Origin of the sequence: Streptococcus sp. 2018037, from assembly GCF_019754195.1 — a bacterium.
Lineage (GTDB): Bacteria > Bacillota > Bacilli > Lactobacillales > Streptococcaceae > Streptococcus > Streptococcus hashimotonensis.
Genome location: NZ_JAIJZQ010000004.1, coordinates 39,097 through 53,470, shown reverse-complemented (window position 1 = coordinate 53,470; position 14,374 = coordinate 39,097). Strand labels below are relative to the sequence as shown.

14 protein-coding genes are annotated in these 14,374 nt (G+C 42.2%); all 14 read left to right on the top strand.

Going from position 1 to position 14,374, the window contains the following annotated elements:
* Positions 1-250 precede the first annotated feature (250 nt).
* The 14 genes from guaC (at position 251) to K5Q29_RS02485 (ending at position 14,286) form a co-directional block, all read left to right on the top strand.
* A complete protein-coding gene (gene guaC / locus K5Q29_RS02550) occupies positions 251-1,234 on the top strand; it encodes a GMP reductase (protein ID WP_014637970.1) in 984 nt (327 codons plus the stop codon).
* A gap of 69 nt (positions 1,235-1,303) precedes the next feature.
* Positions 1,304-2,653, top strand: coding sequence for an MATE family efflux transporter (locus K5Q29_RS02545; RefSeq protein WP_205032585.1), 1,350 nt, complete (start codon positions 1,304-1,306; stop codon positions 2,651-2,653).
* A gap of 97 nt (positions 2,654-2,750) precedes the next feature.
* Positions 2,751-3,269 (top strand): ribosome maturation factor RimM, encoded by a 519-nt coding sequence (gene rimM, locus K5Q29_RS02540; RefSeq protein WP_105139457.1) that lies wholly within the window; start codon positions 2,751-2,753, stop codon positions 3,267-3,269.
* A complete protein-coding gene (trmD, locus tag K5Q29_RS02535) occupies positions 3,259-3,984 on the top strand; it encodes a tRNA (guanosine(37)-N1)-methyltransferase TrmD (RefSeq protein ID WP_024406314.1) in 726 nt (241 codons plus the stop codon). The genes rimM and trmD overlap by 11 nt, the downstream gene beginning before the upstream one ends.
* Positions 3,985-4,014: 30 nt before the next feature.
* Positions 4,015-5,070, top strand: coding sequence for a histidinol-phosphate transaminase (locus tag K5Q29_RS02530; protein ID WP_172699674.1), 1,056 nt, complete (start codon positions 4,015-4,017; stop codon positions 5,068-5,070).
* A gap of 102 nt (positions 5,071-5,172) precedes the next feature.
* Positions 5,173-5,922, top strand: a complete 750-nt coding sequence (locus K5Q29_RS02525; protein ID WP_014637965.1) for a DeoR/GlpR family DNA-binding transcription regulator — start codon at positions 5,173-5,175, stop codon at positions 5,920-5,922.
* Positions 5,919-6,830 carry a 1-phosphofructokinase gene (gene pfkB, locus K5Q29_RS02520; protein ID WP_105121183.1) on the top strand — a complete coding sequence of 304 codons (912 nt, stop codon included), beginning with the start codon at positions 5,919-5,921 and terminating at the stop codon, positions 6,828-6,830. The genes K5Q29_RS02525 and pfkB overlap by 4 nt, the downstream gene beginning before the upstream one ends.
* Positions 6,827-8,782 (top strand): fructose-specific PTS transporter subunit EIIC, encoded by a 1,956-nt coding sequence (locus K5Q29_RS02515; protein ID WP_105139455.1) that lies wholly within the window; start codon positions 6,827-6,829, stop codon positions 8,780-8,782. Before pfkB ends, K5Q29_RS02515 begins: the two co-directional genes overlap by 4 nt.
* 95 nt (positions 8,783-8,877) lie before the next feature.
* Positions 8,878-9,252, top strand: coding sequence for a DUF1149 family protein (locus K5Q29_RS02510; RefSeq protein ID WP_002934959.1), 375 nt, complete (start codon positions 8,878-8,880; stop codon positions 9,250-9,252).
* A gap of 1 nt (position 9,253) precedes the next feature.
* Positions 9,254-10,105 (top strand): DegV family protein, encoded by an 852-nt coding sequence (locus K5Q29_RS02505; RefSeq protein WP_015646868.1) that lies wholly within the window; start codon positions 9,254-9,256, stop codon positions 10,103-10,105.
* 8 nt (positions 10,106-10,113) lie between these two features.
* Positions 10,114-10,881: a 4-hydroxy-tetrahydrodipicolinate reductase gene (dapB, locus tag K5Q29_RS02500; RefSeq protein WP_105139454.1), complete on the top strand. Its 768-nt coding sequence runs from the start codon at positions 10,114-10,116 to the stop codon at positions 10,879-10,881.
* A complete protein-coding gene (locus tag K5Q29_RS02495; RefSeq protein ID WP_105134246.1) occupies positions 10,878-12,089 on the top strand; it encodes a CCA tRNA nucleotidyltransferase in 1,212 nt (403 codons plus the stop codon). Before dapB ends, K5Q29_RS02495 begins: the two co-directional genes overlap by 4 nt.
* Positions 12,082-13,950 carry an ABC-F family ATP-binding cassette domain-containing protein gene (locus tag K5Q29_RS02490; RefSeq protein WP_105139453.1) on the top strand — a complete coding sequence of 623 codons (1,869 nt, stop codon included), beginning with the start codon at positions 12,082-12,084 and terminating at the stop codon, positions 13,948-13,950. The genes K5Q29_RS02495 and K5Q29_RS02490 overlap by 8 nt, the downstream gene beginning before the upstream one ends.
* Positions 13,951-14,286, top strand: a complete 336-nt coding sequence (locus K5Q29_RS02485) for a hypothetical protein (RefSeq protein WP_105139452.1) — start codon at positions 13,951-13,953, stop codon at positions 14,284-14,286.
* Positions 14,287-14,374 lie beyond the last annotated feature (88 nt).

Genomic DNA, 14,374 nt, shown 5'->3' with positions numbered 1-14,374 from the left:
ATATGAAATTGTTTGAGTAAATTCTGAACATTTTTTTAAATTTTATAAGAATAGTAACTCAGAAAAGAATTATACGAATGTTATGTTTTATAAACGAGTCCCAAAAGTGATATATCCGAATATTGTCTAGATAGGTTTCTTTTTTATTGACAAAACACAAACAATAAGCTATACTATATCTTGTAATAAGGAAAAAATACGAAAAACAAACTGTTTTTCTGTTCCAATGTTAAGAAAAAGAGGTAGAAGCATGTTCAACGAAACTCCAGTTTTTGACTACGAAGATATTCAGCTCATTCCAAATAAATGTATCATCAATAGCCGTTCCGAGGCAGATACAACAGTGACTCTTGGGAAATATAGCTTTAAATTACCAGTTGTTCCAGCTAATATGCAGACTATTATTGATGAAGATGTAGCAGAAATGCTTGCCAAAGAAGGGTATTTCTACATCATGCATCGTTTCGATGAAGCTGGTCGTATTCCATTTATCAAACGCATGCACGAGCAAGGTTTGATTGCTTCCATCTCTGTTGGCGTAAAAGAATATGAATATGAGTTTGTGACTAGCTTGAAAGCTGATGCCCCTGAGTTTATCACCATTGATATTGCTCATGGTCATGCAGAAAGTGTTATCAAGATGATCCAGCATATCAAGAAAGAATTACCTGAGACTTTTGTCATTGCAGGTAATGTCGGTACTCCAGAAGCAGTTCGTGAACTAGAAAATGCTGGTGCGGATGCGACAAAAGTTGGTATTGGTCCAGGTAAAGTATGTATTACAAAGGTTAAGACTGGTTTTGGTACAGGTGGTTGGCAGTTGGCAGCCCTTCGTTGGTGCGCAAAAGCTGCCCGTAAACCAATTATTGCGGACGGAGGTATCCGTACCCACGGAGATATTGCCAAATCTATCCGCTTCGGCGCAAGCATGGTCATGATTGGTTCGCTCTTTGCCGGTCACATTGAAAGCCCAGGTAAAACAATTGAAGTTGATGGCGAGAAATTCAAAGAGTACTATGGTTCTGCATCGGAATACCAAAAAGGTGCCTATAAAAACGTAGAAGGTAAGAAAATCTTACTCCCTGCCAAAGGACATTTGAAAGATACTCTGGTTGAAATGGAGCAAGATTTGCAGTCATCTATTTCTTATGCAGGTGGACGTGACATTACCAGCTTGAAGCATGTGGACTATGTTATCGTGAAAAACTCTATCTGGAATGGTGACTCTATCTAGTCAAAGAGGACTTGCAATGCAGGTCCTTTTCTTGTTACAATATTTATAGAAAATTGAAAGAGAATAAGCATGTACCAAACAAGAAATAACAAAGAAAAGCTCTGGCTTTTTATTAAGATTTTTTTACCCATATTAATTTATCAGTTCGCTAATTACTCCGCATCCTTTATCGATACCATGATGACAGGCCAGTATAGTACTATGGATTTGGCAGGTGTTTCCATGGCAACTAGTCTTTGGAATCCGCTTTTTTCATTTCTAACAGGGATTGTATCTGCATTGGTCCCAATCATCGCTCAACATTTAGGAAAAGGTGAAAGAGATAAGATTCGTGAGGAGTTTCATCAGTTTGTCTATCTAGCCATCGGATTAACCATTTTACTCTTGTGCTCGGTCCTATTTATCGCTGTTCCTTCCTTGGCTCAGTTTGGACTTGATGAATCTGTTTTTCAAGTTGGTAGGCAGTACCTCTATTTTATTTCCATTGGCATCCTGCCTCTCTTACTCTTTAGTGTCTGTCGCTCTTTTTTCGACGCCCTCGGCTTGACTCAGCTATCCATGTACCTCATGTTGCTCCTTGTCCCATTTAACAGTCTATTTAACTATCTCTTAATTTATGGGAAAATGGGCCTACCGGCCCTAGGCGGAGCTGGAGCTGGATTGGGTACTGCTTTGGCTTACTGGGCGGTACTGCTAGTAATCGTCATTGTCATGTGCAAAAATAAGACCATTGCTTCTTATGAGCTTTGGCGGTGGAGTCCGATTGATGGGTCTTTACTGAAAGAAGGACTGAAAATCGGACTTCCCATCGGTTTACAAGTCTTTGCAGAAGTAGCAATTTTTGCAGTTGTAGGGCTCTACATGGCTAAGTTTTCAGCCCAGATTATAGCAGCCCACCAGTCGGCTATGAACTTTGCGACATTATTATATGCCTTTCCTGCCTCAGTTTCTTCAGCCCTAGCTATTGTCATTGCTTATGAAGTAGGGGCTAAACGACCACAGGATGTGAAAGCTTACAGCCGTCTAGGACGCCTGGTTGCACTTGGTTTTGCAGGCTTAACACTCACTTTCCTATATTTTTTCCGCTCTAAAGTTGCCTACCTTTATGGTAATGATGCAGAATTTATCCGTCTGACTTCGCATTTTCTTAGCTTTGCCCTCATGTTCCAGTTAGCAGATGCCTTTACCGCACCTATTCAGGGGATATTACGTGGTTACAAGGATACGACTGTTCCCTTTATACTTGGTTTGGTTGCCTATTGGTCCATGACCTTCCCAGTCGCATTCTTGCTTGAAAGATTTTTCCAAATGGGACCAGAAGCCTATTGGATTGGTCTGATTTCAGGGATTTTTGTCTGCGGAATAGCTCTTAATTTGCGCTTGATCAAAATAGCTCATTCTCATTGGTCCGTGAAATAAATTAACTATGAAAGTCGGAGCAATCCGGCTTTTTCTCTCTTGTGAAAATATCTTGCTCATGTTAAAATAAAAGGATAGAAAATCAAATGGAGAAATTATGAATTATTTTAACGTAGGAAAGATTGTTAACACGCAAGGCCTACAAGGGGAAATGCGTGTTTTGTCTGTGACCGATTTTGCTGAAGAACGTTTTAAAAAAGGGGCAAAGCTTGCACTTTTTGATGACAAGAATCAGTTTGTCATGGAAGTGGAAATTGCTAGTCACCGTAAGGCTAAGAACTTTGATATTATCAAGTTTAAGGGCATGTACCATATCAACGATATCGAAAAGTACAAGGGCTTTAGTTTGAAAATTGCCGAGGAAAACTTGACTGACCTTGAAGACGGTGAGTTTTATTACCATGAAATTATCGGCTTGGATGTCTATGAAAATGACCAGTTGATTGGACAAATTAAGGAAATCTTGCAACCAGGTGCTAATGATGTCTGGGTTGTGAAAAGAAAAGGGAAGAAAGACCTGCTCTTGCCGTATATTCCGCCTGTTGTCTTGAACATTGATATTCCAAATAACCGTGTCGATGTGGAACTGCTCGAGGGCCTAGACGATGAGAATTGATATTTTGACCCTCTTCCCAGAGATGTTTGCACCCCTAGAACACTCTATTGTGGGTAAGGCGCGTGACAAGGGCTTATTGGAAATCAACTACCACAATTTCCGAGAGAAAGCTGAAAAGGCACGCCATGTGGACGATGAACCCTATGGCGGAGGACAAGGTATGTTGCTCCGTGCCCAGCCAATTTTTGATACCATGGATAGCATTGAACAAACCACTCCACGTGTTATCCTATTGGATCCCGCTGGGCGTACTTTCAATCAGGCCTATGCTGAAGAATTGGCACAGGAAGAGCAGTTGATTTTCATCTGCGGTCACTATGAAGGATATGATGAGCGGATTAAGACCTTGGTGACAGACGAAATTTCTCTCGGAGACTATGTTCTGACAGGTGGAGAGTTGGCAGCTATGACCATGATTGATGCTACCGTTCGCCTGATTCCAGAGGTCATCGGCAAGGAAGTTAGCCATACGGATGATAGTTTTTCATCAGGGCTATTGGAATATCCTCAATACACCCGACCATACGAGTATCGTGGAATGGTCGTGCCAGATGTATTAATGAGCGGTCACCATGAAAATATTCGTAAATGGCGTTTGGAAGAAAGTCTACGCAAAACCTACCAACGTCGTCCAGACTTGTTAGAAAACTACAACTTTACAGCTGAAGAGTTAACTATTTTTGAAAAAATCAAAGCAGAAGACACAGTTGATTAGACTGTGTTTTTCTTGCTAGAAGGAGAAATGATGAAACGCAAGGTATTTGAACACTACCAACCTTATAAAATCAAACAAAAGGCAAGATTTGATTTAGGAAATAACGAAAATCGTATCATTGATTGGGCCTTTTTGCCACAAGAGACCTTGGAAAATTTGGATGTCAGTCAATTAAGTTTTTATGGGGATAACACTTACTCCGAACTGATTGAGAAATATGCGGCCTATCTTGGAGTGAATCCCAAACAAGTAACAGTAGGTGTGGGCTCTGATCACCTTATTCACATGATTGTTTCCACCTTTATGGAAAAGGATGATACTTTTTTGACTGTCAATCCAGACTTCTTCATGTATGAAACCTATAATCACATGCATGGTAGCCGTTTTGAAGCCATTGATTTGGAAGCAAAAAACGATACACTCGTCCTGCTAGTAGAGAAATTGTTGGCGCGTGCAGAGGAGTTGAAGGCGAAGATAATCATGCTTTCCAATCCTAACAATCCTTCTTCAGTAGCTTATTCGCTAGAAGATTTGGAGAAATTGGCTATTTCTTTTAAAGGGCTACTCGTTGTAGATGAGGCTTATATTGAATTTGCACATGTCGAAAGCTTCATCAGTCGTCTACAACAATTTGACAATGTTTTAGTTTTACGGACCTTATCAAAGGCTTTTGGACTTGCAGGTTTACGAGTTGGCTTTGCGGTAGGAAATGAAGGGTTAATTTATGAATTGGACAAGGTCATTCCCCCATTCAGCTTGTCAAACTTGACTGCAAAAATGGCAGCTGTTGCATTGAATTATACAGACAAAGTTTTAGAAACGGTGGGAGTAATTCAGAATTTGCGAGAAGAAATGATTTTATTCTTGCAAGGGTTAGATAACTGTCAAGTTCTACCTAGTCAGGCTAGTTTTGTAACGTTTAAAGCACCGTGGGCAGAGGAGTTTCATCGACAAGCCTTGGCACAGGATTGGAATTTTAAATACTATCCAACAGGTAAATTAGAAGGGTATATTCGCCTGTCTATTGGCCGTCCAGAAGAAATGGACATGATGAAAAAAATGATTGAGAAACTAGTGGAAGCGTAGATTCTGCTAGTTTTTTTGTTTTTTTGAAAGAAAATGATAGAAAATGATTGACAATGGCAGAAAATCGTGTATAATGATTTTTGTAAACGATTGCAGGAGGTGTTGAACATACTCAAATCAGAACGAAAACAGATTATATTGGAGCGAATACACTCCCAACAGTTTGTTCGGCTAGAGGAATTAATCGAAGTTCTTGATACATCTGAGTCTACTGTACGTAGGGATTTGGACGAGTTGGAAAACGAAGGTAAGCTTCGTCGTGTACACGGCGGTGCTGAAGCGCCAGGAAATTTGCAACTCGAAGAGTCTATTCTAGAAAAATCTGTCAAAAACGTTCAAGAAAAACGAGAGATTGCGGAAAGAGCAGCTCGACAGATTGTTAACGGAGACGTAATTTTTTTAGATGCAGGTACAACAACCGGTGTACTGATTGATTATCTTCAGCAGGAAAATCTGACAGTCGTTACCAATTCTATTCACCACGCAGTGAGGCTGGTTGAACGCAAGATAAAAACAATCATTATAGGTGGTTTTGTTAAGCAATCAACAGATGCTTCCGTTGGAGCAGTAGCATTGGAACAAATTCGACAGCTCAATTTTGATAAGGCATTTCTGGGGATGAATGGTATTGATAAAAACTATTTTACAACGCCAGATATTGAAGAAGCGACCATCAAACGCACTATCATAGACAATGCCAAAGAAAGCTATGTTTTGGCAGATGCTTCTAAAATTGGTCAATTCTCCTTTGTTAAAGTTGCGGCAATCGAAAAATCCAACATTATCTGCCAATCTTCAGAAAGCAGTTTGTTGGACATCATAAAAGAGAAAACGAGGGTAATCGAGGTATGATTTATACAGTTACGCTCAATCCAGCGATTGACTATATCGTTCGTTTAGAACATGTCGAGACAGGCAGTGTCAATCGTATGGAGAGCGACGATAAGTATGCCGGCGGTAAGGGAATTAACGTTAGCCGTGTTTTGAAGCGCTTGGGCTATCCGAATACAGCAACGGGTTTCCTTGGGGGATTCACAGGTCAGTTCATCAAAGATGGATTGATTGCCGAAGGAATTGATACTGATTTTGTTCAGGTTGATCAAGATACACGTATTAACGTGAAAATCAAAGCTGATCAAGAAACAGAAATCAACGGTTTGGGTCCGATTGTGACAGATACACAGTTGGCCGAATTAGAAATGGTCTTAGCAGGATTGACCAAGGAAGACACCGTTGTCTTTGCGGGGTCTGCTCCAGCTAGTCTTGGAAATGAAGTCTACAATAGGCTGATTCCTGTGGCGAAAAAAGCAGGAGCGCAAGTTGTCTGTGACTTTGAAGGTCAAACACTTCTAGACTCATTAGCACATCAGCCACTCTTGGTCAAGCCAAACAACCATGAATTGGAAGCAATCTTCAACGTCGAGTTGAATGGCATTGCAGATATCGAGACCTACGCTAAGAAAATCTTAGATATGGGAGCTCAGAATGTTATCATTTCCATGGCAGGGGATGGGGCTTTGTTGGTCACTCCAGCAGCTACTTACTTTGCCAAACCAATCAAGGGAACAGTGAAAAATTCTGTCGGAGCTGGAGATTCCATGGTGGCAGGATTTACTGGCGAATACGTTCGCTCACAAGACCCAATCGAAGCCCTAAAATGGGGAGTTGCTTGCGGTACGGCAACAGCCTTTTCAGACGATTTGGCAAGTATCGAATTTATTAAGGAAACTTATGAAAAAGTTGAGGTAGAAACACTATGAAAATTCAAGACGTTTTGAGAAAAGATGTCATGTTGCTTGATGTGCAAGCGACAAGCAAGGAAGCAGTTATCGATGAAATGATTACTAGCTTGGTTGACAAAGGTTATGTAACTGATTTTGACGTATTCAAAACAGGTATCCTAAACCGTGAAGCACAAACGACAACAGGTCTTGGTGATGGTATCGCAATGCCACATGCTAAGAATGCTGCTGTAAAAGAAGCGACTGTTCTCTTTGCAAAATCAAACAAGGGTGTTGACTACGCAAGTCTTGATGGTCAACCAACCGACTTGTTCTTCATGATTGCAGCTCCAGAAGGTGCCAACGATACACACTTGGCTGCCCTTGCGGAATTGTCTAAATACTTGATGAAGCCTGGATTTGCTGATAGACTTCGTGCGGCAACAAATCCTGAAGAAGTCATTGCAGTCTTCGATACAGCTGAAGCAGCAGACAAGACTGCCGAAGAAGTGGTTGCAGCACCAAGTGGTGACCGTCCATTTATCGTTGCTGTTACAGCATGTACAACAGGTATCGCCCACACTTACATGGCAGAAGAAGCACTTAAGAAACAAGCAGCTGAGATGGGTGTTGACATCAAGGTTGAAACCAACGGTGCTTCAGGCGTTGGAAACAAACTAACCGCTGAAGACATCAAGAATGCAGCTGGTGTTATCATCGCAGCAGATAAGGCTGTCGATATGCCTCGTTTCAATGGCAAACCTTTGGTATCTCGTCCAGTTGCAGCTGGAATCAAACAACCAGAAGAATTAATTAACCTTATCTTGGAGGGTAAAGCATCAGCCTACACAGCGTCAGAAGGAGCTGCTACTGTGGAATCTTCAGAAAAACTCAGTCTTGGTAAAGCGTTCTATAAACACTTGATGAGCGGTGTTTCTCAAATGTTGCCATTCGTTATCGGTGGCGGTATCTTGATTGCCCTTGCCTTCCTATTCGATGGAGCTCTAGGTGTGCCGCAAGACAGCCTTGGTAGTCTTGGTTCATACCATGAAATCGCAGCTATGTTCATGAAGATCGGTGGAGCAGCCTTTGGCTTCATGTTGCCACTTCTTGCAGGTTACATTGCTTACTCAATCGCTGAAAAACCAGGTTTGGTTGCAGGTTTCGTAGCTGGTGCAATCGCTAGTAGTGGTCTTGCGTTCGGTAAAATTCCTTACGCAGCTGGTGGTGAAGAAACGCTTGCTCTTGCAGGTGTATCATCTGGTTTCTTGGGTGCCCTTGTTGGCGGTTTCCTTGCTGGTGGTGTAGTGCTCGTTCTTCGCAACGCTTTGCGCAACCTTCCAAAATCACTTCAAGGTTTGAATGCTATCTTGCTCTTGCCACTTTTGGGAACAGCAATCACTGGTTTCTTGATGTTCTTCGTCAACATCCCAATGGCAGCTATCAACACAGGTATGAACAACTTCCTTGCAGGTCTTGAAGGTAGCTCTGCTATTCTCCTCGGCCTTGTCCTCGGTGGCATGATGGCAGTCGATATGGGTGGTCCAGTCAACAAGGCAGCTTATGTCTTCGGTACAGGTACACTTGCAGCAACTGTTGCAGATGGTGGTTCTGTTGCCATGGCAGCGGTAATGGCAGGTGGTATGGTTCCACCGTTGGCAGTATTCGTTGCAACCCTTCTTTTCAAAGACAAATTCACACAAGAAGAGCGTAACTCAGGTTTGACAAACATCGTTATGGGTCTTTCATTCATCACTGAAGGTGCGATTCCGTTTGGTGCTGCTGACCCAGCTCGTGCAATCCCAAGCTTTATCGCTGGTTCTGCCCTTGCAGGTGCCTTGGTTGGTTTGTCAGGCATCCAATTGATGGCTCCTCACGGTGGTATCTTCGTTATCGCTTTGACATCTAATCCATTGCTTTACATCGCCTATGTTTTGATTGGTGCGGTTGTATCAGGTGTCCTTTACGGAGCACTTCGTAAAGCTAAATAATTTTGATTGAAACCTTGCTTCTGGCAAGGTTTTTTAGCTATTTCACGAGGATTATGGTATAATGTGAGTATTATTGTTATTAGAGGAGTCTTGAAATGGAAATCATTCGCGATAAAGAATTTGTCAATCAGTATCATTTTGATGCCCGCAATCACGCGTGGGAAAAAGAGAACGGAATTCCGGAAACAAAATTGAAAGTTGACTTTCAATTGATTGAACAAAATCGTGCGGAAAATCGAACATCTATGATTACCATTTTGCGCTTTATGATTGTACTAGATCATTTTGTAATTTCAGGTGCCATGAGTCAGGCCGTTCACTTACCAAATCGATTGGTAGAAGAGCCAACTGAATTTACTGATGAAGAAAAACGTGTTTTGGTAGAGCCTCTTTTGGACATTTTAAAACGAATGACTTATGAGGTTACTGAAATCGCCTTTGATGCACCGGGAGTGAATTTGGAGTTTTAATATGAAATTAGCAGTTATAACTGACTCATCGGCTGTTTTGAATGTTCAAAGTATTGAGCGGGATGACCTGTTTGTCCTAAGTATTCCAGTCAGCATTGATGGGGAAAATTATATCGAAGGGCAAAATTTGACGGTTGAAGAGTTTTATCAAAAAATGGCTTCATCGAAAGAATTACCTAAAACAAGTCAACCGAGTTTGATGGAACTAGAAGAAATTCTGGCTAAATTAACAGAGAAAGGTTATACACACGCACTTGGCTTATTCTTGTCATCAGGTATTTCAGGTTTTTATCAAAATATTCAATATTTGGCTGATGAATTTGAAGGATTAACCGTTGCCTTTCCAGATACCAAAATCACATCGGCTCCTTTAGGCATGATGGTAGAAAATGTTCTCAAATGGGCTGATGCAGGACTTAGTTTTGAAGAGATTACTGGGAAATTGGACCAAGAAATTGGTAAAACAACCGCTTTCATCATGGTTGATGACCTCAATCATTTGGTAAAAGGTGGTCGCTTGTCCAATGGTGCAGCCTTGCTTGGCAATCTTTTGAGCATCAAACCGATTCTGTATTTTACAGGTGAGGGCAAGATAGAAGTGTATGAAAAAGTTCGGACGGAGAAGAAGGCCATTAAACGCCTCTTGGAAATCCTCCAAGAACAAACGACCGAAGGACAGTATCAGATTGCTATCATACACGCCAACGCCCCTCAGAAGGCTGAAAACTTTAAACAGCAGTTGGAAGAAGCTGGGGTGGGAAGTGATTTGCCAATCGTATCATTTGGTTCTGTCATTGGTACGCATTTGGGAGAAGGGGCAGTGGCCTTTGGTATTTCTCCCATTATTGAATAGGAGTTTGCATGACAATTAAGGTAATTATCGCAGGATTCAAAGGAAAAATGGGCTCAACGGCTGTTGAGATGGTCAAAGGTGACACAGCACTTAGTCTGGCTGCCTTAGTAGATCCATTTGCGACAGAAACAGAAGTAGATGGTGTTCCTGTTTTCAAGACCAAAGAAGAAGTTGCCAGCCTAGACGCTGATGTCTGGGTGGATTTTACAACGCCAAAATTTGCCTATGAAAACACCCGTTTTGCCTTGGAAAATGGTTTCGCACCTGTGGTTGGAACGACAGGATTTACCCCTGAAGAAATCGAGGGATTGACCGCCTTGTCTGCTGAGAAGGGCTTGGGAGGTTTGATTGCTCCTAACTTTGCTATTGGCGCCATCTTGCTCATGCAATTTGCAGCACAGGCAGCCAAGTATTTCCCAAATCTTGAAATCATCGAACTACACCATGACAAGAAGAAGGATGCACCGAGCGGAACAGCTGTCAAAACGGCCGAACTCATTTCCCAAGTCCGTCAGTCACAGACTCAAGGTGCAATGGATGAAGAAGAACTGATTGCTGGTGCTCGCGGTGCGGAATTTGACGGCTTCCGTATCCACTCAGTACGCTTGCCAGGCCTTGTTGCCCATCAGGAAGTGATTTTGGGGGCACAGGGAGAAGGATTGACTATTCGTCATGATTCTTACGATCGCATTTCCTTTATGGGCGGTGTCAACCTCGGCATTAAAGAGGTAGTCAAACGCTCACAACTCGTTTATGGTTTGGAACACTTATTATGAAATTAAACAATCTGCCTTCTGAGTTTCAGGAGGCTTTGCCGATTTTAGAGAAAATTAAAGCAGCTGGTTACGAGGCTTATTTCGTTGGCGGTTCCGTTCGTGATGCCATTCTCGGTAGGCCTATTCATGATGTCGATATTGCGACATCCAGCTACCCTCAGGAAACGAAACAAATCTTTTCACGGACTATTGATGTTGGAATTGAACACGGTACGGTGTTAGTGTTAGAGGGGAAAAAGGAATATGAAATTACCACCTTTCGGACAGAGGAGGAGTATGTCGACTTCCGCAGACCGAGCCAGGTTTCTTTTGTGCGTTCCTTAGAAGAAGATCTCAAACGTCGCGACTTCACGGTCAATGCCTTTGCCCTTGATGAGGAGGCACAGATTGTCGACCTCTTTGATGGGATGACTGACTTAGAAAACCGCACCCTACGAGCTGTAGGCATCCCGGCTGAACGGTTTAATGAAGATGCCCTCCGTATCATGCGCGGATTTCGCTTTGCGGCGACCTTGGACTTTGAGATTGAGCCGACGACCTTTACAGCTATGGTTGAAACCGCACCTCTCTTGGAAAAAATCTCTGTAGAACGCAGTTTTATCGAGTTTGATAAACTTTTGATGGCGGATTTTTGGCGAAAAGGCTTACGCGCTATGATTGATTCCAAGGCCTATGATTTCTTGCCTGATTTAGCTGGAAAAAGTGATGAATTAGAGACCATGCTAACAAGCCTAACAGCAGAATTTCGCTTTTCGACTTCTGAACAAGCTTGGGCCATGCTCTTTGTCTGCCTAGGTATTGATAACATCAAGTCCTTCCTGAAAAAATGGAAAACCAGCAATGATTTCCAACGAAGCGTAATCAAGTTGGTAGAGATTTATCAGCTTCGCCAAGCAGGACCTGTTACCAAGCAAATCTGTTTCAAGTATGGCAAAGAATTCTTGTACTTGGTAGAGGAACTCCGTCAGGCACAAGGTCTTGTTACAGATTTTGCAGCAATTGACAAGATTGACCAAGCCTTGACTATCCATGACAAGCATGAAATTGTTGTCAATGGTGGTCATCTGATGAAGGCATTTGACCTCAAACCAGGTCCAGTATTAGGAGAACTACTCAAAGAGGTGGAATTCCAGATTGTGGAAGGACAGCTGGAAAACGAAGAGCAAGCGATTATGACATTTGTGAAAGGAATTTTAGAGAATGAGTGATTTTATCGTTGAACACCTGACTAAATCTGTCGGAGATAAAACGGTCTTTGCTGATCTGTCTTTCATCATTCATCAGGGCGACCGAATCGGGATTATCGGGGTCAATGGTACAGGAAAGACGACTTTGTTGGATGTTCTGTCAGGTCGCATCGGTTTTGATGGAGACGTGTCGCCTTTTCGCACTAAAAATGCCTATAAAATCGCCTATCTGACCCAGGAACCTGATTTTGATGACAGTAAGACGGTTTTAGACACAGTTCTTTCTTCTGACCTCCGTGAAACCCAGCTGATTCGTGAATACGAATTGCTCTTATCTCATTACGATGAAGCCAGTCAAGCAAGACTGGAGAAAGTCATGGCAGAGATGGATTCTCTCAATGCTTGGGAGATTGAAAGCCAGGTTAAAACAGTTCTTTCAAAACTAGGTTTAACAGACCTCAACAAAACCGTTGCTGAGTTATCAGGTGGTCTACGTAGAAGAGTGCAATTGGCCCAAGTCCTCCTTGGCAATGCTGACTTGCTCTTGCTGGATGAACCGACCAACCATCTGGACATTGATACCATTGAGTGGTTAACGACTTTTTTGAAAAATACTAAAAAGTCTGTTCTCTTTATTACCCACGATCGCTATTTCTTGGACAATGTAGCCACACGGATTTTTGAATTGGACCGCGCCAGCTTAACCGAATATCAGGGAAATTACCAGGACTATGTTCGTTTAAAGGCAGAACAGGACGAGCGAGATGCCGCCCTTCGCCATAAGAAAGAGCAACTCTACAAGCAGGAGTTGGCTTGGATGCGCAGACAACCTCAAGCTCGTGCAACCAAGCAGCAGGCTCGTATCAATCGTTTCCATGACCTCAAAGGCGATTTAGCCAACAAGATAGACGATAGCGAACTGGAAATCAATTTTGAAACCTCTCGTATCGGTAAAAAAGTCATTAACTTTGAAAATGTCAGCTTTTCCTATCCTGACAAGCCAATTTTAACGGACTTTAACCTGCTCATTCAAAACAAGGACCGCATCGGTATTGTTGGTGATAATGGTAAAGGAAAATCTACCTTACTCAATCTAATCGCAGGTGATTTGCAGGCAGACAGCGGTAAGGTAGATATTGGTGAAACCATCCGTATCGGTTATTTTTCTCAGACCATCAAGGGCTTGGACGAAAGCAAGCGGGTCATCAATTTCTTGCAGGAAGTGGCAGAAGAAGCTCAGACGACATCTGGTATGGTTTCTATTGCAGAACTCTTGGAGCAATTCCTCTTCCCACGTAATACCCACGGTACCTTGATTGAAAAGCTATCAGGTGGGGAGAAGAAGCGGCTCTACCTGCTGAAAATTCTCTTGCAACGACCCAATGTTCTCTTACTAGATGAGCCGACCAACGACTTGGACATAGCAACTCTGACAGTCTTGGAACATTTCTTGCAGGGCTTTACTGGTCCAGTCATTACCGTTAGTCACGATCGTTATTTCCTAGACAAGGTAGCCAATAAAATCTTGGCTTTCGAAGATAGCGGTATTGAAACCTTCTTTGGCAACTACACAGACTATCTGGATGAGAAGGCCTTTCTGGCTTCCAGCTCTGCCATTTCCTTGGAAAAACCAAAGGAGAAAAGCGAAAAGGTCAAAGAGAACAAGAAGCGGATGTCCTACTTTGAGAAGCAGGAATGGGCAACCATCGAAGAGGATATTGCTGGCTTGGAGGAGCGGATTGCGGAAATCGAGGCGGAAATGCTGACCTGTGGTAGTGATTTTACAAAATTGTCTGATTTGCAGAAGGAATTGGATGAGAAAAATGACCTGCTCTTGGAAAAATATGAGCGGTATGAGTATCTGAGCGAGTTGGAGGGCTAGATGAAAGTTCTTGTCATGTCATATATGGTCATCTATCTCTTGGTGACCTTGGGAGCGGCTTTGTTTAGCTATTTAAAGACCAAAAAAATGAATACACTTCGCTTGGTGTTAACTGTCTTGTGCACGCTTATGCTGGCTATCACGCTTTATTTTTATGGTCAGTCTTATCACGACTTGCAGATGGTGGGGTTTGCTCTAGGATTTACCTTTATTTCTACTCTATTTCTCTATAATGGAACGAAAGAAGGTAGTAATTTTACGACAGTTATGCTCTTTTCCATTGGAAGGTTTATCTTACATATTCAATTTTTAATTTTGCTCTATCTCTTTCGATAGAGCAATTTATTTTTATCCGTACAAATTTTTGAAAAGGCTTTACGCAAACCTTTGCATTGTGTTATAATAAAGAAAATACATTTGAGGT

What these genes read in the sequence shown, in the direction of transcription:
- pfkB (WP_105121183.1), top strand. Translation starts at nt 5,919, where the DNA reads ATGATTTATACAGTTACGCTCAATCCAGCGATTGACTATATCGTTCGT.
- guaC (WP_014637970.1), top strand. Translation starts at nt 251, where the DNA reads ATGTTCAACGAAACTCCAGTTTTTGACTACGAAGATATTCAGCTCATT.
- K5Q29_RS02510 (WP_002934959.1), top strand. Translation starts at nt 8,878, where the DNA reads ATGGAAATCATTCGCGATAAAGAATTTGTCAATCAGTATCATTTTGAT.
- K5Q29_RS02545 (WP_205032585.1), top strand. Translation starts at nt 1,304, where the DNA reads ATGTACCAAACAAGAAATAACAAAGAAAAGCTCTGGCTTTTTATTAAG.
- trmD (WP_024406314.1), top strand. Translation starts at nt 3,259, where the DNA reads ATGAGAATTGATATTTTGACCCTCTTCCCAGAGATGTTTGCACCCCTA.
- K5Q29_RS02530 (WP_172699674.1), top strand. Translation starts at nt 4,015, where the DNA reads ATGAAACGCAAGGTATTTGAACACTACCAACCTTATAAAATCAAACAA.
- K5Q29_RS02490 (WP_105139453.1), top strand. Translation starts at nt 12,082, where the DNA reads ATGAGTGATTTTATCGTTGAACACCTGACTAAATCTGTCGGAGATAAA.
- K5Q29_RS02495 (WP_105134246.1), top strand. Translation starts at nt 10,878, where the DNA reads ATGAAATTAAACAATCTGCCTTCTGAGTTTCAGGAGGCTTTGCCGATT.
- K5Q29_RS02515 (WP_105139455.1), top strand. Translation starts at nt 6,827, where the DNA reads ATGAAAATTCAAGACGTTTTGAGAAAAGATGTCATGTTGCTTGATGTG.
- dapB (WP_105139454.1), top strand. Translation starts at nt 10,114, where the DNA reads ATGACAATTAAGGTAATTATCGCAGGATTCAAAGGAAAAATGGGCTCA.
- K5Q29_RS02505 (WP_015646868.1), top strand. Translation starts at nt 9,254, where the DNA reads ATGAAATTAGCAGTTATAACTGACTCATCGGCTGTTTTGAATGTTCAA.
- rimM (WP_105139457.1), top strand. Translation starts at nt 2,751, where the DNA reads ATGAATTATTTTAACGTAGGAAAGATTGTTAACACGCAAGGCCTACAA.
- K5Q29_RS02485 (WP_105139452.1), top strand. Translation starts at nt 13,951, where the DNA reads ATGAAAGTTCTTGTCATGTCATATATGGTCATCTATCTCTTGGTGACC.